Below are 20,148 nucleotides of genomic sequence, written 5' to 3' on the forward strand. Positions count from 1 at the left end.
CTTCTATAACTCGTCGCGATTCGCCGCGGCTTTGCCTAACACGACTGGGAGATTGCCATTGCGAATACGGACTTCATCAATAATCTGCTTTTCTTGCGATTGATCTTTCAGCAACAAATGATACCGCAGCTCATATAAGCTCCCCATCGTTGTTGTGCGAACAGAATCTAATTTTGCAGAATGGGCGTATTTTTCAAAAATATCATCGAACAGTTGCGGATAATCCAAATCTTCCGGAATGGTGACTTTTAATTCTCGCTCTGTCGTTTTTTGGCGATCGCCAAACGGCACGGTGTAAAGAATCGTCAAGAAAATGGCCACAATGATCGAAAAGACAACGACGTAGCCGACATAGCCCATTCCTGTTGCCAAACCAATCCCCATTGACCAAAAGACACTCGTGATTTCTCTTGATCCGCCAGGGACTGAACGGAAGCGAATCAGACTAAATGCACCGAGGATGGCAACCCCGGTACCCAGATTGCCATTGACCAGCATGATCACTGATTGAACCAAAATCGGCAAGACAGCCAATGTAATCACGAAATTCTTAGTGTAGACATTTTTGATCATATGGATCACTGCAACCAATAAACCTAAAATCAATGATGCCGTTATACAAATCAACAGGCTCCCCCATTCAAGTGAACTGGTATCTCCTGAAAACAAACTAGATAACATGTAAAACTTCCTCCTTCTTGAATAAATGCCGCTGATATGTTTGGGCATACTTAGAAAAACTACCTTTTCTTACATCGTAGGTATTGAGCAGATCAACAAACCACAATGGATAAGCACCAATGGCTTTGACTTCCATCAAGACACCAATCTCCGGTGCCACCAATGCGCCGTCACTGCCTGCAGCCAAGTCTAAATTGCAAGCACGAAAACGAATATCTTGATCGAACGTCACGCGAAATTCACTCTCATCATCGACAAACAGTGACAAACGATCGTAGGCGATCAGCACTCTTGGTGCGAGATCTTGGTTTTGTTTGAACAACCATTTGATTTCAGCAGCGATTTGTGCTGGCTCAACTGTATCTGGCAATTTGCCCCCAAGAACCCATTGCTGATAGTCTTGATAAGACATCGGTACGCGTCTCTTATAGACGATGCCATTGACTTTCTTCTTGATTTCCAAAAAAATCAAACTATCCTGACTAGGTACGCCATAACTGCGGATCCGAAATTTTTCTTTATACTTTGGTTTATCCATTGAATGGCGGATAAACCGGTAATCATCGGTATCGTAGTATAAAGACATAATCGTATGTTTGCCGTACTCATCAACAGCCATTTGCTGCTGTAATGCTTTAAAGAAAGCTGGAAAGCGCTCGGTAGGGATCAGATATTTTGTTTCTTTTCGTTGGAAAACCTTCTTAAGTTTCATTTGTTTGTCCTCCTATGTGTTCTTGCTTATAATTTAAAGGAGGTAACTTAAAACCAGCTTAAGTAATTCTCTGCATTTTAAGTATTTTTTATGCTATTCGTGCTATTCTTATCATTAAAGAGGTGGAAAAATGATTAAAATTTTACTTGTTGAAGATGACAAAACATTGTCAGAAAATATCAAAGAAATTGTTGGTGAGATTGGTGATGTGACCCAATCCTATGATGGTAGCGAGGGATTATACGAAGCCGAAACAGGCATCTATGACTTGATCATCTTGGATTTGATGATGCCAGAAATGGATGGATACGAAGTATTGGCTGCTTTAAGAAGCAAAGGAATCCAAACACCTGTCTTGATCCTTACTGCAAAAGACGGTTTAGAAGACAAAGTCACTGGTTTCCAGAAAGGTGCCGATGACTATCTAACGAAACCTTTCTATCGGGAAGAATTATTGATGCGGGTCAAAGCATTATTGAAACGATCATTAGGCTTATTCAATGAAAATAATATTGAATATAAAGGGTTGGTCTGCAAATTGGCTGCCAATGAAGTGACCTTCAATGGACAGTTGCTGCCGATCCAAGGCAAAGAGTTTGAGCTGTTGCTTTATTTCTTACAAAATAAAGGGATCATTTTGACGAAAGAACAGATTTTTGACCGCATTTGGGGATTTGATTCAGAAACAACACTGACTGTCGTCGAAGTCTATATGAGCAACTTGCGCAAACATTTGCGAGACACTGGTGTTGATAAAGAAATCCGCACATTGCGTAATGTCGGCTATATCATGCAAGGAGCGTAATGGATGAACAATGAACGTTCAAATAAACAACGATTACAGTCGTTTTTGATCAACGTCAGTGCATTTGCCATCGTTTTTTTCTTATTAAGTGTGATCGTCTTGGAACTATTCAATCAGTCAGCCTATCGAGAAACAGACTTATCTCTGGAACAAGCAGTGGAAGATACACGATTGATCCAAGCAGAGATCAGTTCCTTCCAAACGGACAGCCTGACGACACCGCCGGATTCAACCATGCCAAAGATTCCTGGAACCAACCGTTTCAATACCCAATTGATTCTATGGTCTGCTGATGGTGAGATTTTGAATAAGCAAACGTTAGGTGGTCGTTTTTCTCAATTAACGAATTTGACATTGAACACGGATAATCTGGAAAGTATTCAATCTTTTTCCATTGATGACCAATCGACTGACGCCAACGAAGACAAACTACTCTTTCGATCGATCACAACTGAGGCCCCCGCCAATAATTTAGGGGTCAGTTATATTCAAGTGCTTGCCAATACCAATCAAATCAAAAATGCGATGTCTAACTTTCAAACGATTTTGATTTTGTCGATGATCTTTTTCTGGATTTTATCGATTGGTATCAGTTACTTATTGACAACCATCAGCATGCGGCCCATCTTGGCCTCTTGGAAAAAGCAGCAGGAATTTGTGGAAAATGCCTCCCATGAATTGCGCACACCGCTGACGATCATTCAAAATAGTTTGGAGCGGTTGTTTACTAAGCCCAATCATACGATCATCGACGAATCTGAAAGCATCGCTCAAGCATTAGCAGAAACACGGCGCTTAACAGGATTGACTGCGGACCTGCTGACGATTGCCCGCAGTGATTCCAATCAATTGACCTTGGTCAAAGAACCCGTTGAGTTGGCCCACTTTATTGCAGAACTGGTCAAGCCCTTCAAAGAGATCGCTGAATTAGATAACAAACGCTTCATTATCGAAAACTTTGCTGAAACGACAGCGGTATTTGATCAGAAGAAGGTCCACCAAGTCTTAGTGATCTTGCTGGACAATGCCTTGAAATATACCAATGCTGGCGATAAAATCACACTACTATCAGAAATCTCCAATAAACATTGGCTGATCGAAGTCAAAAACACAGGACCTTCCATCACCGATGAAGAAAAAGCCCGCATTTTTGATCGTTTTTATCGTGAAGACCGTTCCAGATCCAAAGAAACTGGCGGTTACGGCTTAGGGTTAGCAATCGCCAAACAGATTATTGATGAACACAAAGGGCAAATCACAGTGAAAGACTTGCAGCCAAAAGGTGTTGTTTTCCAAATCCGTTTACCTAGAGAAGGCTAAGACGAAACAAAAAAAACAGCTTTGAACGAAAACGTTCAAAGCTGTTTTTTTACTCACAGTACTATTGCTAGTAGAAAAGCCCTATCTCCACAAAAGGTCAATTCCGACACCCTGCAAATCCGGCAGGTTGCTTACGCGGTGTGCCTCTGCTATCAATCTGGTCAGCAAATGCTAGACCTTCTCGACTCGTCGCATGAGGATTACTTTACCACATAACTTTCAGGAAAGCTACCTTTATCTAAAAAATAAGTGGATCATGAAAGAAATGTAGCGACCTTCGTCGTAATCAAGTCTATCGCTACGTGGTTTTCGCCGCCTTCTGGCACGATCACATCCGCATAGCGTTTAGTCGGTTCGATAAACTGGTGGTACATTGGTTTCACAACTGTAAGATATTGTTCGATGACTGAATCTAAAGTCCGGCCTCGTTCTTCCATATCACGTTTGATTCGGCGAATGATACGAATATCATCATCGGTATCGACATACAATTTGATATCCATAAGATTACGCAGGCGTTCATCTTCTAAAATCAAGATACCTTCTAAAATAATCACTTCTTTTGGTTCTTGGATGATGGTTGCTTCACTACGGGTATGCGCCACATAATCATAAACTGGTTTTTCAATCGTCTGATATGCAAGCAATTGTTCCAAGTGGGCAATCAATAAATCTGTATCAAATGCAAAAGGATGGTCGTAGTTGGTGTTCAATCGTTCGTCAAAACTCAACTCACTTTGATCCTTGTAATAAGAGTCTTGTTCCAACATCATAATAGAATGATTCGGAAAGTGATTAAAAATCGCTCGGCTCACACTTGTTTTGCCGCTTCCTGATCCACCTGTCACACCAATTATAATGGGCTTGCCATTCGTCATTCGATTTACCTCTTTCATTTCTAAAATTCACACTGTTTCTATTATAGCGAAATTTCTGCAAATTACTACCATTTCTGAAAAATCAGCCTTGTAACAATTCTGGCAATTGATCGATCGACTCGATCTCGAATGTAGGTGTAATGCCGTTGGTGTTTTTTTTATGGGGATTGAGCCACACGGTATCGATACCCGCAAGCTGTCCACCTAATATATCTGAACTCAGCGAATCGCCAATGATCACTGTTTCATGTTTTTTTAATCCAGGTATTCGATCAAAAACATAGTCAAAAAATTCTTTCATTGGTTTTTGATACCCCGTATCTTCCGACACAAAAACAGCTTTGAAAAAATCCATCAATTTTGCATCGTTTAAGCGTTGAAATTGTGTTTTGGATACACCATTTGTGACAACATAGGTATCAAAATTCGGGGCTAATTGGGCGAGGACTTGTGCACTATTGCCCAATAATTTGTGGCCTTGATTTAAAAAGGCGCGGTATTGCTGTTCTAAGGCTAGACTGTCGACTTCTTTGCCAAGTGACTCAAAAAATAAGCCAAACCGCTCATTGGTCACTTGTTCTCGTGTTAATTCCCCTTTTTCAAACGCTTGCCACAAGCCATGGTTTAAGGTTTGATAGGTTTGCTTGAGGCTATCTGTCAGCTGCAATCCTTGGGTAGCAAATAATTTTTGCAGCGCTTGGTTTTCAGTATCTTGAAAATCAAGAATCGTATCATCGACATCGAATAATAAAGTTTTATACGTCATTTTTTCCTCTTTCTTAGTGAAAATAATCCACTAGACTTTCTAGTTCTTCCTGATAGAGCCTTCTGTACGTGCCAATTGGCAGGTCATCCGTGAGTGTTAACGGACCAATAGCCGTCCTTTTCAAGGCAATCACTTTGACACCGCGCACCAGAAACATTTTTTTTATTTGATGAAATTTGCCTTCCATCAACATGACCATTGCTTGTGATTGCTCGGAGGATGACTGCTGAATCGTTAATCCAGCAGGTTGGCAAGTCGTCCCATCGTGAAACACGATGCCTTGTTCAAAGGCTGCCTGATCCGCTGCTGTCAAGGGTCCATTGACAGTTACTTCATAGCGTTTCATCACTTTCTTTTCCGGATGCATCAATGCATAGCCCAACTGTCCATTCGACGTCAGCAAAACCAATCCTTGGGTATCTCTATCCAGACGCCCGACTGCATAGAGGTCAGGGTGCCGATCATGAGGAGCCAAACAGTCAATGACTGTTTGATGTTGTTTATCCTGATTGGCCGTGACCACCCCTTGTGGCTTATGCAGCAGAAAATACACTTCATTGGTTTTTAACTGTTTTCCTTGGACAATGATCTCATGCAGATTGCTATCGACATTCCGTTCTCTTTTTCCCTCGATTTTGCCATCCACAAGGATCTGACCCGTTTGAAACAAGCGTTTCATGGCTTTTCTCGGGGTATGTAGTTGTTCTTCAATCAATTTGTCTAAACGCATAAAATTCTCTCCATTGCGGTTATTATAGCGTAGATTTCCCTATCTGAACACTCGCGGGATTTCATATTAGTTGACTTTGTTTCGGATAACGCGTAAGGTTAAAGAGTAAAGTAAATAAAGTTTCTCATACACAGCGTTACGACCTGGTGGAGAAAAGTTGAACCAAAACTTTCCGGGACAGTTGTGTACACAGCTGTCCTTTTGCGTGTTTTCATTCACGTACCACTTAATGTGCAGAGTTAACAAAAATTTGCTTAAAAAACGCTCGGTCAAACCGAGAAAATTTTAGGAGGAATTGCGTTATGTCAGTATCATTAGAAGTTACGAAAAGAGAAGTCCGCCCCCGTTCTTTAAGGAACAAATTACGTCACGAAGGCAAAGTGCCTGCGGTAGTCAATGGCTACAAAGTAGAAAGTACAGCAATTGCTGTCAATGCTGCTGAATTAGAAAGAATTTTGCGTGAAAATGGGTTAAATACAGTAATCACCATTAACTTAGAAGGAAAAAAAGTCAACACGCTGATCAAAGAGTATCAAGCAGATACCTTTACCCGCAACTTAACGCACGTTGAATTCCTATCAGTCGATATGAACGAAGAAACAGAAGTGGAAGCCGAAGTCAGCTTGACTGGTGAAGCTGCTGGTGTGAAAGCTGGTGGCGTATTGGCACAAAACTTATATGCAGTCGTTGTTTCTGCAACACCAGACAAATTGCCTGAACGTGTTGAAGTGGATATAACTGCTTTGGAAATCGGTGATTCATTAACTGTTGCTGATCTGCCGAAAAATGATGACTATACGATCGTTACAGATAGCGAAGAACAAATCGTTGCCATCACTGAACCACAAGAAATCACAGAGGACGAAGAAGCTGGTGAAGCTGCTGAACCTGCAGTGATTGGTGAAGAAGAAGAATAATCTGTGATCTGCAAAAGTCAATCACTGTCTCAACAGTACCCTTCTCAAGGGGTACTGTTTTTTCTATAAAAAAATAAAAATCATTTGCTTTTTTTCAACTTCTTCCTTATGATAGATACACAAAATGTGTTGCCAAACCTTTGAAGGAGGGATTGCTATGTTTGAAACATTTGATAATGCACGCAGCCGCTACGCCTCAGGTGGCATCGTCCAAAGAATGCCTGGCGAATTGATCGATAGTATTTGGATGATCATTGATGTAGACCTAAAAGGAGTATTCCCATTGACCAATTTATTGACCTTCACTGTGCAAAACAACCAAGGGCGCGTTACTTTGCTCTTTTCGCAATCACATTCTGAAGTCGCATTAGGGGTCGATCTGCCTTATCTTTATGACGCATCGTTGCCTAAAACGGTGTATGCCTATGACGATGGCCAGCGACAAACAATTCTACTGCCTAGCGAAACCCGATAGGCGAATCTAAAGGATTGGGTATGTATGATAACGCAGTCTATTGATTAAACTATCCTTTTGCTTTAAGAGGATAGTTTTTTTTTTCGAATTTTTCATTCTTTTTTTATTGGATAAAAAAGGAAAGTTCCCTTTCACGTTCCCCCTCAAATTTATTTATTATAGTTTGCGAATTATTCTATTCTCCGCAGAAAAAACAACGACTTTTCTACTACAATAATGGCAAAAAGAAAATCGTTATGGGGTGAACATGGATGGATACATTGCTGGAGAAAGATATTATGCGTATGTTTGAGTTGACCGCTGCCTTGTTAGAAGAAAATCCACTGCCCATCAAAAAAGCGGCGGATAAGCAGCAAATCTCGGTTCGCGCAATCCGCCGATTGATCGCTGGCCAATTGAATGAAGGTGCTTTATTTAATTATCAGATCACTACTGGGAAAATCAAGCGTGTGCATGGCTTTGGTTTGTTCACAGGCAACCAGCCGGAGATCATAGCCGCTTTATTTGATCAGAGTCATAATTTATCCCTTTTGATTCTATGCATGAAACAACCCGTACTGTCCTTTTCGTTACTCAGCGACACTGCATATATCAGTGCAACGACACTCCATCGCCGCTTTGCCTGCTTTGATCAGTTTCTCTCCCCTTATTCGATTTCGATTGATCGACGTACTTATCCCTTTGTCAGTGGCAACGAGCGCCAAATTCGTTTCCTGTTATTCAAACTGACGGCGTTTTTGCTTCCTGCTCTCTGTGATGCGCCGGCATTGCTTTACCAACATTTCCTTGATATCCATACCCTGCGCCAACAGGTCTTGTATGCCACTGCCACTAGTATCACTTCTGGCAAAATCTCCCCCGATTGTTATGTGCCTGACTATTATTTGACCAATGAAGCGGCCTATCTTTTCTTATGGAAACAGTTATTGGCCCAAGAAACATTCTTTGTTCCCGCGCACGAAGCCATATTGATCACCAAAATTGCCGCATCTTTCATCCAAGATAGTGATGCGCAGCTATGGGCCAACAATCTATCACAAATTTATCAAATCCATTTGGTGTGTGCACTATTGGAAGGCAATATTTTCGTCTTTCAACCAGTGGTGCTTACATTCTCTGATACGACAGTACAGCTGATCCGCAGTTTCTTACTGCAGCTTCCCCATTATGAAAAACTATTGAAGAAACATCCAGAATTACCCATGCTATATGAATGCGTGTGGCAAAAACAATCGATCTTTCAACCGATGTTTACGATAAAAAATACACCACCCGATACATGATTCCGGGTGGTGTAATCAACTATTTATCCTGTCGATTATTGTGCGTCTGCATCAACGATCTTGACAGAACCTTGCCATTCTTGATCAACAAAATCTTTGATTTCGTCAGAGTGCAATACTTCAACTAATTTTTTGATTTTGTCTGTATTTTCGTCGCCTTTACGTACCGCGATCACATTCACATAAGGTGAGTTGTCTGCTTCTAATAAGACAGAGTCATCAACTGGGTTCAAGTCGATCCCAAAGGCAAAGTTGGCATTGATTGCGACTAGATCTGCTTCATCATTTTGATAGGCAGTAGCCAATAATGATGGATCAATATCATGTTTGAATTCTAAGTTCTTAGGATTTTCAGCAATATCATCAAATGTTGCTGTTTCAGTATCAACGCCATCTTTTAAAGTGATCAAGTCTGCATCTTGTAAGATTGTTAAGATACGTCCCCAGTCAGATTCAGAGTTGGATGTGATGACTGTCGCACCATCTGCCAAGTCAGCAATGTCGTCGATCCGTTGAGAATATAGACCCATTGGTTCGATATGGATTGCACCAGCATTGACAAAGTCATAGCCGTTGTCAGCAATTTGTTTGTTTAAATAAGGAATATGTTGGAAGTAGTTGGCGTCGATGTCGCCATTTTCCAATGCTTTATTCGGTAAGATATAATCATCAAATGTTTGAATTTCTAAATCAATACCTTCTTCAGCCAATAATGGTTTGGCTTGTTCTAAAATTTCCGCATGCGGTGTGACAGACGCACCTACCACCAATTTGGTGTTTTCACCGCTGCTAGCAGTCGTTGAGTCAGAACTGCTTGAGTTAGATCCTGTTCCACATGCTGCCAAAGCTGCTGTTAACAATACTGTCGTTGCAAAACCTAAAATCTTTTTCATTTTTATTTCCTCCCATATTTTCCACTTTTAATCTTTTTTCATCCTATTTATTTAACGTTTATCCGTCGCCTTGGCTAAAAAGTCACCTAAGCCTTGTAAAATAAATACGATGAGTAAAATAATCACTGTTGCGACGAGCGTCACAGTGTAATTTCCACGTTGAAATCCTTCTTGCCATGCCAATGAACCTAAACCGCCGGCACCAATTGCGCCGGCCATTGCGGTGTAGCCGATCATCGAGATCGTTGTCACGGTAATGCCCGAGATCAAAGCTGGCACACTTTCTGGAATCACGATTTTGTAGATGATCTCCCAGTAACTTGCGCCCATAGCTTCAGCAGCTTCGATCACACCTGGACTTACTTCACGAAAGGCGATTTCCACCATCCGCGCATAAAACGGTGCCGCTGACAAAACCAGTGCTGGGATCGCTGCTTTCGCCCCTAAGAAAGACCCTACCAGCAAAGTTGTGAATGGAATGATCAAAACCATCAAAATCATAAATGGTGTAGAGCGAAAAGCATTGCTGACGATCGATACGATGTTATACGCAATACTTGCACCAGCTGAAGATTTGCGTCCCAGCGAATACAAGGCTAAACCGAGCAACAGACCGATAATAATGACCAATACCATTGAAAAGAATGTCATAAACAAGGTGTCGATCGTGGCTTGCTGCATATTGGCCCAATCGATCTGATCAAAGTTCAAATACGTTTCTGAAAATGATTTATTTCCCACTTTCGATCACCTCCACTGCCACTTGTTGTGAACCAAAGAATGCAACAGCTTGATCGATTTCACTTGTTTCGCCTGTTAACAAGACCGTTAATGCACCAAAGGAACCTTCATTGGTTTGTTGGATTTTGCCGTAAACAACATTGACATCAATGTTGAATTGACGTATCGCTTGTGAAATCACCGGTTCATTGGCATTGTCTTGGGTAAAGGTCAATGTCACCAAACGTCCATGAGGATTTTCTCTTACAAATGCCTGTCTTAGTTCCTCTGGATCTTCTTCTGGTTCTAAATCTTGTTGCACGAAACGTTTGGTCACAGCTTGTTGCGGATTGCTGAACACAGCTTGTACAGAGCCTTCTTCAACGATTTGTCCCAACTCCATGACTGCCACTTTGTTACAGATTTTGCGGATCACGTTCATTTCATGGGTGATCAAAACAATCGTCAAGTCTAATGTCTTATTGATGGATAAAAGCAGTTCCAAGACTTCCTCAGTGGTCTGTGGGTCTAGTGCACTGGTTGCTTCATCACACAATAAGATTTCAGGATCATTGGCTAACGCACGAGCAATACCGACCCGTTGTTTTTGACCGCCGGATAGTTGCGCTGGATAAGCATCTTCCCGACCTTCCAAGCCGACCAATTGAACCAATTCTTTGGCTTTTTGCCGGCGTGCTGCTTTTTTGACCCCTGCCAACTCTAAAGGTAATTCAATGTTCTCAATCACTGTCCGCGACCATAATAAGTTGAAGTGTTGAAAAATCATCCCGATTTTCTTGCGAAAGTTCCGTAATTCTTTGTTTTTTAATGCCAATATGTTTTGGCCATTGATGACGACATCCCCCGCTGTTGGCAGCTCAAGTCCATTTAACAAACGGACCAAGGTACTTTTGCCTGCGCCGGAATAGCCGACGATACCGTAAATGTCACCTTTTTCAACTTGCAATGATACATCATTGACTGCATGAACGGCTGTTTTCTTTTGGGCATATGATTTTTTCACATGCGTTAATTCAATTAGTGCCATTGTACTCCCATCTTTCTGTTTGCTTTAGGCCGGTGATAAACAAAAAAAGCTTCCGTCCTTTGTACATTATACTGTTACAAAGGACGAAAGCACAACTTCCGCGTTACCACCTTGATTTGTCATAGATTCACATCCACGACCTCGCTCAGTACTTGAATTGCTTCGCATACTGCCGCACGATAACGGGTGCTTCCCGTGATAGGCTCATGCAAACTCACCTATCCTGCTCAAAGACCATCTTCCATCGTTTTTTCATTGCCTATTTGCACCGAACAAGGCTCTCTGGATATGTCAAAAGGATGTACTCTTCTTTTCAAAGCATTCATTTATTGAGCAAATTATAGCAACGTCTCATAGCTCTGTCAATTCTTTTTATAAAAATACTAGTTATTTGTATAGAAGTGCTTAGAGTGCTTCAAATTGGCTTGGATCAACCTCTTTGAAACTGACTAGCCAAGCGTTCAATTCGTCTTCATCATTTAAGATGTCAATAGATTGATCGATTTTTTCATTGATAGAAGAGATAACTCCTGTTAGCGGACTGCTAAATTCACTGACGGCTTTTTCTGCTTCTAACTCAACCAATGTGTCCCCTTGTTTCAATGCTGTGCCGACCTTTTGAGTCGAAGCAAAGGTGATCGCCCCTAATTCTTCTTGGGCTTCTTTGGTCAACCCCACACAGTACTCTTTGCCATTGAACAGAATCCACAAATTATCTTTTTTTCTTAAGCATCTTTTTTCCATGATTCTAGTAAAACTCCTTCATATTCGTTTTCTTTAAACCCATTGATCAAAAAGCGTTCACCCGCTACCACTAAAGGACGTTTGATCAACATACCGTCAGTGGCTAAGATGGCCGCTGCTTCGTCATTTGTCATTTGAGGTACTTTGTCTTTCAATCCCAATTCCCGGTATTTCATACCACTCGTGTTAAAGAAGCGACGCAATGGCAAGCCGCTGTTTTCGATCCATGTGCGGATCTGCGTTTCAGTTGGCGTATTCTCAACAATATTGATATGTTCAAACGCAACTTCATTTCCCTCTAACCACGCTTGTGCCTTTTTACATGTCCCGCATTTTGGATAACAATATAATTCAACCATCACATTACTCCTTATAACGTTTTTGGTGCGGTCTCTGCTTGATACCGCATGGATAAAATCAGCCCAATACCAATCATATTACTCAACAATGCGGAACCTCCTTGGCTGATAAACGGCAAAGGAATCCCTGTTAACGGCAAAAGACCGATATTGGCACCAATATTTTCAAAGACATGGAACAAGATCATCATGATGATCCCTGTCGCCAAATAGGCGTAAAATTCATTATTCGTATCAAAACAGATGCGAATCATCCGATAAATCAAAATAAAGTACAGCAAAATCACAAATGCACTGCCGACAAAGCCAAAATTCTCACCAATCACGGAGAAAATCATATCTGATTCGCGAACCGGTACATACACATCACTCACATTGAAGCCCTTGCCAAACATACCTCCAGAACCAATGGCCATTAATGCATAGGCCAGCTGGAAGGATTGTCCTTGGGTATCGTGAAACGGATCCAGCCAAGAATCGATCCGCGCAAATTGATACTCTTTGAAGATCCCGGTATTATACAGCAGCTCCCGTCCGGTATCCGTCGTCACAAGGAAGATCGTCCCACCGCCGATTAAGACAAACGCTGCAATCACTGGAATCACGATCCGCCAAGAAATTCCTGACATCAAAAAGACACCGCCGAAAATCGCCAAGAAGACCAGCATGGTCCCGAAGTCATTTTGCAACGTGATCAACACCAGCACCGGAATCGTGACAGCCAACATTTTGGCAATCAACAAGCCATCACTCTTCAATGTTCGTTCCCGATTATTCACGTTGTGTCTAGTGACGACCAACGCCAACATCATAATAAATGCAATTTTCATCAGCTCCGAAGGCTGTAAGGTAAAGGAGCCAAAGCGGAACCAGTTTTTTGACCCTGTGGAAGCTTCCATCGCCGGATCATAGAACTTGACCAATGCCAACATCACAACAAGTCCGATTCCATAGATATACGGCGTCAATTTCCATAGCCATTTCGATTTGATATGCATAATGATCACGATCGCTGCGATCCCCAATACATACCATAACGCTTGAAATCCTAAAATCCGTCCAACTGACGGATTGCTGGGGTCATGTGTCAACGCCACATATAGCGATGCTGCCCCAATCAGACATAATAAAAATACGGGTAAAATCACACCGTAATCAATTCGATTGTCACTCTTTTTTCGTGTCTTTTCCATGCCCACACTCTCTTCTGTAGAATCTTTATCCATTATAGTGATGTTTGCCCAGAAAAGAAAGGATTGTCCGTCCGCATTCATAAAAATTTTAGAAACTTTAATGAAATCATGGCAAAGAAAAAAGCCACCCTACCCAAAAATTGGTATGACGGCTTTTTTTAATATGCCAGCTGCAGGATTCGAACCTGTGACCTACGCGTTACGAGTGCGTTGCTCTACCAACTGAGCTAAGCTGGCAACTCACACAAAGACGATTATAGGCAAAAACACAGGTTTTGTAAAGAGCTGTGACGGAGAAAATTTCAATTGCTGAAAATTTTCAAAAAATATGGTACAATAGAGATATCAAGGAGGTTTTTACATGGCTACATTTGGTAAATTTGAAACAACGATTGTCCCGTCACAAGAAGGTTCAACATTTGAGGTCGCCACTCCTGTCACGTTCACGATCCATGGTATTCAGCAAACTGGTACGATCACGAAACAGTTGAAGAACTCTGCCGTCGTCGAACTAAATGAAACTGCGGACAACCAAAAATTGATTACACAAAGCAATGGTGTTCTGATTATCAATTACAAACAGTTAACTAAAATCTAATTTACTGAGCAACACTCAGCATCAAAAAAAGGGAAAATCGCAAAGATTTTCCCTTTTTTGCTTATTTTGTACCGAATAAACGGTCGCCGGCATCGCCTAAACCAGGTACGATGTAGCCATTTTCGTTCAAGCGTTCATCCAAGCTTGCGGTGTAGATATCTACATCAGGATGGGCATCTTGCAATGCTTTGACGCCTTCTGGTGCAGCAACCAAGCAGACAAATTTCATATTTGAAGCGCCGCGTTTTTTCAATGCATCGATTGCCATGATTGCAGAACCGCCAGTTGCCAACATTGGGTCTACGATAAATAATTGACGCTCATCGATATCTTCAGGCAATTTCACGAAATACTCGTGAGGTTCTAGTGTTTCTTCATCACGGTACATACCGATATGACCCACTTTTGCTGCTGGGATCAATTCCAAAATACCATCTACCATGCCTAGACCGGCACGCAAAATCGGTACGATTGCTACTTTTTTACCAGACAAAGTTTTTTGTGTTGATTCTTCGATCGGTGTTTCGATCACTAAATCTTCCAATGGCATATCTCTTGATACTTCGTATGCCATCAACATGGCTATTTCATCTACCACTTCTCTAAAAACTTTCGTTCCGCAGTTCTTGTCACGGATCATTGTTAATTTGTGTTGGATCAGCGGGTGATCGATTACTTGAAATTTACCCATTATAAACGCTCCTTTGGTTTTTCTTTTATTTTAAAGCATATTGGACTTTGATACAACCTTGCACTTTTTGATCGAACCGATTGCCTCAAAAAAAGGATTGTGCCAGATCATCCATACACATAGCCATATGCTTGATGGCCTGGTGCGGGCGGAATGATCTGTCACAGTCCTATTCGATTAGTTTTGGTAAAGCGGATATTTGTCTGTTAAGTCTTTGACTTGCGCTTTGACTTCAGTCAATGTCGCTTCATCATTTGGTTTTTCCAATACTTTGACAATCAGTTTGGCTACTTCGACAGCATCTTCTTCTTTGAAGCCGCGACTAGTAATCGCCGGTGTCCCCACCCGAATCCCACTTGTCTTGAATGGACTTAATGATTCGAAAGGAATCGAATTTTTATTGACGGTGATATTGACTTGATCCAACAAGGCTTCTGCTTCTTTGCCGTTCAAATCAAAGCCGCGAACATCGATCAACAGCAAGTGGTTGTCTGTTGCACCAGATACCAAACGGGCTTGCGGTGCTTGATTGAAGACTTTGGCCATCGCTTGCGCATTTCTGATGACTTGCTCAGAATATTCTTTGAAGGTATCTTCTTGGGCTTCTTTAAAGGCCACTGCTTTACCAGCAATAACATGTTCCAAAGGTCCGCCTTGGATACCAGGGAAAACGGCACTGTTGATTTTCTTAGCCAATGCTTCGTCATTGGTCAAGATCAAACCACCGCGTGGTCCCCGCAATGTTTTGTGGGTGGTTGAGGTCGTGATGTCAGCATATGGAACTGGATTCGGATGAAGGCCTGCTGCTACAAGACCAGCGATATGCGCCATATCCACCATTAATTTAGCCCCAACTTCATCAGCAATTTCACGGAATTTCGCAAAATCGATGGTACGTGAGTAGGCACTCGCACCCGCAACGATTAACTTAGGTTGATGTTTGCGTGCTAAAATACGGACCACGTTATAATCAATAACTTCAGTCGCTGGATCAACACCATAACTGACAAAATTGTAGGTTTTTCCACTAAAATTGACCGGTGAACCATGGGTCAAATGTCCGCCTGCGGATAGATCCATACCTAAAACCGTATCGCCTGCTTCAATCAATGCTAAATAAGCAGCGGTATTGGCTTGCGAGCCTGAATGTGGTTGCACATTGGCATACGCGGCACCAAAGATGGCTTTTGCACGCTCAATTGCTAAGTTTTCAACCACATCAACAAATTCACAACCACCATAGTAACGACGCCCAGGATACCCTTCAGCATATTTATTGGTCAAAATACTACCTTGTGCGGCCATGACGCCTTCAGAAACGATATTTTCTGACGCAATCAACTCCAAATTGTTTTGTTGACGATTCGTTTCTTTTTCGATCGCTTGCCACAATTCGGGATCAAACGTTTGATAATCCATGCTTACAACACCCCTTAACCTTAATGGTAGCATTGTATCATATTTCCTAAAAGCCACCTATAAAGAATGTACGATTTTCATTTATTTTCTTGGAAATATTCGTGGTTTGCCGCTTTTTTCAATCGATTCATGTAAGCAGCACCAATACCGGCTTCAGTAAACGTCGCTGCTAACAGCAGATCCAATGCTGCCGTTGATTCATCCAAAGCCCGCAGACCGGCGAATAAGCCTCTCGCTGCTGCTTCTGGACTGTCATCAAAGTACTGATAGATTGCTGCTGTTTCTTTTCGGACGGCTTCTGCGATCGTTGGTCCAGCCAGTACGCCTACTTTGAAGTGATTGGCTTGCGCCCAGTTGATTGCTGCTGGCCAATCTGTATCATGAACCATCATCACCTTAGTGTTTGGTGCATAGTGCTTGTACTTCATTCCAGGCGCTTTTGGCACCTCACCAGCAGATACCAAATGTTTATCTAATAAGACCTCAGTTTCTAAGACTGTTTCCAATTGTTCTTTGGCAATCGCTCCTGGGCGCAAAATGATCGGCGTACCTGACGGATCACTCAAATCGAGCACAGTCGACTCGACGCCGATCCGAGTTGCCCCGCCATCCAAAATACCAGCAATCTTTCCGTGGAGGTCATGCCACACGTGAGCTGCTGATGTCGGACTCGGTTTGCCTGAAGTATTTGCACTTGGCCCTACCAAAGGTTGTTGCGCTTGGCTGATCAATGCCAATGTTTGGGGATGATCAGGCATTCGAAAAGCGGCAGTTGTTAATCCGCCAGTGACGATGCTTGGCAGACTATCCGGTTTGATCTTAAAAATCAATGTCAATGGACCAGGCCAGAAAGTGTCCATCAGTTGTTTGGCCATCGGAGAGAGGTTATCCACAAATGCTGCTACTTGCTCAGCCGCAGCAACATGAACGATCAGTGGATTGTCACTCGGTCTGCCTTTCACTTGATAGACTTGTGCCACTGCATCAGGCAAAAGCGCACTCGCACCTAAGCCATAGACGGTCTCAGTGGGAAAAGCGACTAAGCCGCCCTTAGCCAAAACTGCAGCTGCTTCGGCAATATGATCTTGATCAAATAATTTCGTTTCCACAGTTTATCCACATCCTTTATTTAACTTTTTCCATAGTTATCAACATTTTCGGTTTTTTTATCCACATTTTGTGGATAAGTCGTTTGTCAAGTGTGGATAAATCTGTTTATAACTCATTTCGCATGCTGCATGTTTATTTTATAGGCTTTTTAAACAGATTTATCCCAAAATAAAAATTATTTATCCACAAACTGTGGATGACGCACAAGCACCATCCGGTCTTGTCCAGCCATGTCTTGTTTGATCGTGACTTCTTTTTGCGGGAAAGCTTCCGCAAATATAGCTTGGACCGCTTTCCCTTGTTGAAAGCCGATTTCAACCGCGATCTGTCCGGATGACGCTAGACAAGACTTGGCTTGCTGCGCAATTTTTTTGTACATTGCCAAGCCATTGTCTTCTGCAAAGAGCGCCAATTTAGGCTCATTTTCTCTGACACTGATATCCATTAGATCCCACTCATCATGGCTGATGTAGGGCGGATTAGAGACGATCAAATCCCATTGCTGTTCAATCACCGGCAATAGGGTATCCCCTTGATAAAAGGCAATTGCTGCAGCAAGGTCGTTGGCATTCCATTGTGCAACGGCTAATGCGGCTTCTGATATATCTACGGCAGCTACCTGCCACTGGGGACGTGCCAGTTTTAAAGAGATGGCTATCGCCCCAGTCCCCGTCCCGATATCAACGACCCGCATTGGTTTCTCTGGGCAATCCGCCAAGCATTGTGCAACCAACTCTTCTGTTTCCGGCCTTGGGATCAAGGTGTCTGCAGTCACTTTAAATTGGTGGTCATAAAATGTTTCATACCCCAACAGATATTGCGGGGGCTGATGATTGAGCAATTGTGCCACATCCGCATCGATCTGCGCTTCGTCTGCGGGCACGATCGGTGTGTCCATGTGAAGCAGCCAATCCAATTGCTGCCATTGTTTACGCCGTAAGAACAGATACTGGATCGCATATCCTTCTACTCCTGCAGATTCTAAAAAAGAAGAAGCCCGTGAAAGGACTTCTCGATAGGTTTTAGCCATTTTGCATCTCATCTAATTTAGATGTTTGATCATATACGATCAACGCATCTACGATTTCATCCAATTTACCAGCCAAAATTTGATCCAATTTTTGGATAGTCAACCCGATGCGGTGATCCGTTACGCGGTTTTGCGGGAAATTATACGTCCGGATCCGTTCTGAACGATCCCCTGTCCCAACTGCAGATTTCCGATTGGCATCATATTCGCTTTGGGCTTCTTGCGAGATTTGGTCATAGACGCGGGCCCGCAATACTTTCATCGCTTTCTCGCGGTTTTTCAACTGAGAACGTTCATCTTGCATCGCTACAGCGATCCCCGTTGGTAAATGGGTTAAACGAACAGCAGAGGCGGTTTTATTGACGTGCTGACCGCCGGCACCAGACGCGTGATAAATATCGATCCGGATATCTTTATCGGCAATTTCGATTTCCACTTCTTCCGCTTCTGGCATAACGACAACAGTAGCTGTCGATGTGTGGATCCGTCCTTGAGATTCAGTTGACGGCACCCGTTGTACACGGTGCGCCCCACTTTCATATTTCAGTTTAGAAAAGACGCTGTCGCCTGTGATCATCATGATGACTTCTTTATAGCCGCCGATCCCCGTGACATTGGCATCCATCACATCCACTTTCCAGCCTTGAGCTTCCGCATATTTTTGATACATATTGAATAAGTCTCCGGCAAATAAAGCTGCTTCATCGCCACCAGCAGCTCCTCGAATTTCCATAATGATGTTTTTGTCATCATTAGGGTCTTTTGGCAATAATAAAATCTTGATGCGGTCTTCTAACACTTCTTTTTCTTTCTTAAGATCGGATAATTCTTCTTTGGCCATTTCTGCCATATCCGCATCCAAACTTTCGCCAAGCAGTTCTTCCGTATCTTTGATTCCTTCAACTACTTCTTTATAGCGACGGTATACTTCAACAGTTTCCCGCGTATTGGCTTCTTCTTTAGACAGCTGCATAAAACGTTTCGTATCAGAAATCACGGCTGGATCACTGAGTAATTCGCCTAATTCTTCATAACGGTCTTCGATTGATTGTAACTGATCGTACATGATTTATTCTCCTTCTTTTTTCATGACAGGGTGGAAGTAGTGTTTGCGACAAACAGGGTAATACGCTTCATTGCCGCCAATTTGCACTTGATCCCCTTCGTAAACTGGCTTACCGTCGACATAATGCAGATTCATCGTCGCTTTTTTGTGACAGAACCAGCAGATTGTTTTCATTTCTTCTATTTTATCTGCATACAAGAGCAAATATTTTGAGCCTTCAAACAGCTCATTGCGAAAATCATTTTTCAAACCAAATGCCATCACTGGGATTCCAAGTTCATCAACGATTTTGGTAAAGGCTATGACATGATGTTTTTTCAAAAATTGCGCCTCGTCGATCAAAATACAGTAGGGTTTGTACCCTAAGTCTTTGATCAAATTGTATAGATCGGTTTCATCAAAAATCGGGATCGCATCCCGTTCTAACCCAATCCGACTGGATACATTCCCAATGCCGCTTCTGGTGTCTAGCCCGCTCGTCATGATCACGACTGGTTTGTCTTGTTCTTCATAATTGTGTGCCACTTTCAAAATCTCAATGGTCTTGCCACTATTCATTGCGCCATATTTAAAAAAAAGCTGTGCCATTTCGCCCATCCTTCCTCATACTCCTTTGGTATTATACTTGAAAAAGCAAAATTTTTACAGACTTAAATGCTTAACAAGCATTGGCTTGACTAAAGACAAACCTACGTAAAACCAAAGAACAG

The 20,148-nt window shown here is 42.3% G+C and carries 23 protein-coding genes, 1 tRNA gene and 1 other annotated feature; of the genes, 6 read left to right on the forward strand and 18 right to left on the reverse strand.

Going from position 1 to position 20,148, the window contains the following annotated elements:
• Positions 1 to 3 precede the first annotated feature (3 nt).
• Complete coding sequence (locus A5886_RS13850) at positions 4 to 681, reverse strand: DUF4956 domain-containing protein (RefSeq protein WP_086275672.1); 678 nt, start codon at positions 679 to 681, stop codon at positions 4 to 6.
• The gene (locus A5886_RS13855) at positions 671 to 1,393 is read right to left on the reverse strand and encodes a polyphosphate polymerase domain-containing protein (protein ID WP_086275673.1); all 723 of its coding nucleotides are present in this window, start codon (positions 1,391 to 1,393) and stop codon (positions 671 to 673) included. Before A5886_RS13855 ends, A5886_RS13850 begins: the two co-directional genes overlap by 11 nt.
• Positions 1,394 to 1,523: 130 nt before the next feature.
• Between A5886_RS13855 and A5886_RS13860 the strand changes: the two genes are divergently transcribed.
• Positions 1,524 to 2,198 carry a response regulator transcription factor gene (locus A5886_RS13860; RefSeq protein ID WP_086275674.1) on the forward strand — a complete coding sequence of 225 codons (675 nt, stop codon included), beginning with the start codon at positions 1,524 to 1,526 and terminating at the stop codon, positions 2,196 to 2,198.
• Positions 2,199 to 2,201: 3 nt separating this feature from the next.
• Positions 2,202 to 3,518, forward strand: a complete 1,317-nt coding sequence (locus A5886_RS13865) for a sensor histidine kinase (protein WP_086275675.1) — start codon at positions 2,202 to 2,204, stop codon at positions 3,516 to 3,518.
• Positions 3,519 to 3,772: 254 nt separating this feature from the next.
• Here A5886_RS13865 and udk read toward each other — a convergent pair whose 3' ends face one another.
• From udk to A5886_RS13880, 3 genes are all read right to left on the reverse strand, one after another.
• Entirely contained in the window at positions 3,773 to 4,396 is a 624-nt protein-coding gene (udk, locus tag A5886_RS13870; RefSeq protein ID WP_086275676.1) for a uridine kinase, read from the reverse strand.
• Positions 4,397 to 4,478: 82 nt separating this feature from the next.
• Positions 4,479 to 5,162, reverse strand: coding sequence for a YjjG family noncanonical pyrimidine nucleotidase (locus A5886_RS13875; protein ID WP_086275677.1), 684 nt, complete (start codon positions 5,160 to 5,162; stop codon positions 4,479 to 4,481).
• Positions 5,163 to 5,175: 13 nt separating this feature from the next.
• Positions 5,176 to 5,892, reverse strand: coding sequence for a 16S rRNA pseudouridine(516) synthase (locus A5886_RS13880; protein WP_086275678.1), 717 nt, complete (start codon positions 5,890 to 5,892; stop codon positions 5,176 to 5,178).
• 302 nt (positions 5,893 to 6,194) lie between these two features.
• Here A5886_RS13880 and A5886_RS13885 point away from each other — a divergent pair, with 302 nt between their 5' ends.
• The 3 genes from A5886_RS13885 to A5886_RS13895 all read left to right on the forward strand — a co-directional run bounded on the left by A5886_RS13885 (position 6,195) and on the right by A5886_RS13895 (position 8,567).
• Positions 6,195 to 6,809: a 50S ribosomal protein L25/general stress protein Ctc gene (locus tag A5886_RS13885; RefSeq protein ID WP_086275679.1), complete on the forward strand. Its 615-nt coding sequence runs from the start codon at positions 6,195 to 6,197 to the stop codon at positions 6,807 to 6,809.
• Positions 6,810 to 6,966: 157 nt separating this feature from the next.
• Positions 6,967 to 7,284: a DUF960 domain-containing protein gene (locus A5886_RS13890; protein WP_086275680.1), complete on the forward strand. Its 318-nt coding sequence runs from the start codon at positions 6,967 to 6,969 to the stop codon at positions 7,282 to 7,284.
• Between the two features lie 251 nt (positions 7,285 to 7,535).
• Positions 7,536 to 8,567, forward strand: coding sequence for a helix-turn-helix domain-containing protein (locus A5886_RS13895; protein ID WP_086275681.1), 1,032 nt, complete (start codon positions 7,536 to 7,538; stop codon positions 8,565 to 8,567).
• A gap of 35 nt (positions 8,568 to 8,602) precedes the next feature.
• Here A5886_RS13895 and A5886_RS13900 read toward each other — a convergent pair whose 3' ends face one another.
• From A5886_RS13900 to A5886_RS13930, 7 genes are all read right to left on the reverse strand, one after another.
• Positions 8,603 to 9,460 (reverse strand): MetQ/NlpA family ABC transporter substrate-binding protein, encoded by an 858-nt coding sequence (locus A5886_RS13900; RefSeq protein WP_054115166.1) that lies wholly within the window; start codon positions 9,458 to 9,460, stop codon positions 8,603 to 8,605.
• A 51-nt stretch (positions 9,461 to 9,511) separates the two neighbouring features.
• Entirely contained in the window at positions 9,512 to 10,141 is a 630-nt protein-coding gene (locus tag A5886_RS13905) for a methionine ABC transporter permease (RefSeq protein ID WP_086276074.1), read from the reverse strand.
• A gap of 49 nt (positions 10,142 to 10,190) precedes the next feature.
• Positions 10,191 to 11,228 (reverse strand): methionine ABC transporter ATP-binding protein, encoded by a 1,038-nt coding sequence (locus A5886_RS13910; protein WP_086275682.1) that lies wholly within the window; start codon positions 11,226 to 11,228, stop codon positions 10,191 to 10,193.
• A 76-nt stretch (positions 11,229 to 11,304) separates the two neighbouring features.
• Positions 11,305 to 11,554: a binding site (T-box leader), on the reverse strand.
• Between the two features lie 79 nt (positions 11,555 to 11,633).
• Positions 11,634 to 11,972 carry a glycine cleavage system H family protein gene (locus tag A5886_RS13915; protein ID WP_086275683.1) on the reverse strand — a complete coding sequence of 113 codons (339 nt, stop codon included), beginning with the start codon at positions 11,970 to 11,972 and terminating at the stop codon, positions 11,634 to 11,636.
• Positions 11,954 to 12,331: an arsenate reductase family protein gene (locus tag A5886_RS13920; RefSeq protein WP_086275684.1), complete on the reverse strand. Its 378-nt coding sequence runs from the start codon at positions 12,329 to 12,331 to the stop codon at positions 11,954 to 11,956. The genes A5886_RS13915 and A5886_RS13920 overlap by 19 nt, the downstream gene beginning before the upstream one ends.
• Positions 12,332 to 12,342: 11 nt before the next feature.
• Positions 12,343 to 13,524, reverse strand: coding sequence for an FtsW/RodA/SpoVE family cell cycle protein (locus A5886_RS13925; RefSeq protein WP_086275685.1), 1,182 nt, complete (start codon positions 13,522 to 13,524; stop codon positions 12,343 to 12,345).
• Positions 13,525 to 13,688: 164 nt separating this feature from the next.
• A tRNA-Thr gene (locus A5886_RS13930) sits at positions 13,689 to 13,761 on the reverse strand.
• A 124-nt stretch (positions 13,762 to 13,885) separates the two neighbouring features.
• On the opposite strand from A5886_RS13930, the gene A5886_RS13935 reads away from it, so the two are divergent.
• Positions 13,886 to 14,122, forward strand: a complete 237-nt coding sequence (locus A5886_RS13935; RefSeq protein ID WP_086275686.1) for a hypothetical protein — start codon at positions 13,886 to 13,888, stop codon at positions 14,120 to 14,122.
• A gap of 61 nt (positions 14,123 to 14,183) precedes the next feature.
• Here the strand turns inward: A5886_RS13935 and upp are convergent, their stop codons facing one another.
• From upp to A5886_RS13965, 6 genes are all read right to left on the reverse strand, one after another.
• The gene (gene upp / locus A5886_RS13940) at positions 14,184 to 14,813 is read right to left on the reverse strand and encodes a uracil phosphoribosyltransferase (RefSeq protein WP_054115173.1); all 630 of its coding nucleotides are present in this window, start codon (positions 14,811 to 14,813) and stop codon (positions 14,184 to 14,186) included.
• A gap of 177 nt (positions 14,814 to 14,990) precedes the next feature.
• Positions 14,991 to 16,232: a serine hydroxymethyltransferase gene (gene glyA, locus A5886_RS13945; protein ID WP_086275687.1), complete on the reverse strand. Its 1,242-nt coding sequence runs from the start codon at positions 16,230 to 16,232 to the stop codon at positions 14,991 to 14,993.
• Between the two features lie 77 nt (positions 16,233 to 16,309).
• Positions 16,310 to 17,341 (reverse strand): L-threonylcarbamoyladenylate synthase, encoded by a 1,032-nt coding sequence (locus A5886_RS13950; protein ID WP_086275688.1) that lies wholly within the window; start codon positions 17,339 to 17,341, stop codon positions 16,310 to 16,312.
• A gap of 176 nt (positions 17,342 to 17,517) precedes the next feature.
• Positions 17,518 to 18,372, reverse strand: coding sequence for a peptide chain release factor N(5)-glutamine methyltransferase (prmC, locus tag A5886_RS13955; protein WP_086275689.1), 855 nt, complete (start codon positions 18,370 to 18,372; stop codon positions 17,518 to 17,520).
• Positions 18,365 to 19,438 carry a peptide chain release factor 1 gene (gene prfA / locus A5886_RS13960; RefSeq protein WP_086275690.1) on the reverse strand — a complete coding sequence of 358 codons (1,074 nt, stop codon included), beginning with the start codon at positions 19,436 to 19,438 and terminating at the stop codon, positions 18,365 to 18,367. Before prfA ends, prmC begins: the two co-directional genes overlap by 8 nt.
• A 3-nt stretch (positions 19,439 to 19,441) precedes the next feature.
• Positions 19,442 to 20,026, reverse strand: a complete 585-nt coding sequence (locus A5886_RS13965) for a thymidine kinase (RefSeq protein ID WP_086276075.1) — start codon at positions 20,024 to 20,026, stop codon at positions 19,442 to 19,444.
• Positions 20,027 to 20,148 lie beyond the last annotated feature (122 nt).

It is taken from the genome of Candidatus Enterococcus testudinis, assembly GCF_002140915.1.
GTDB classification, from domain to species: Bacteria; Bacillota; Bacilli; order Lactobacillales; family Enterococcaceae; genus Enterococcus_D; species Enterococcus_D testudinis.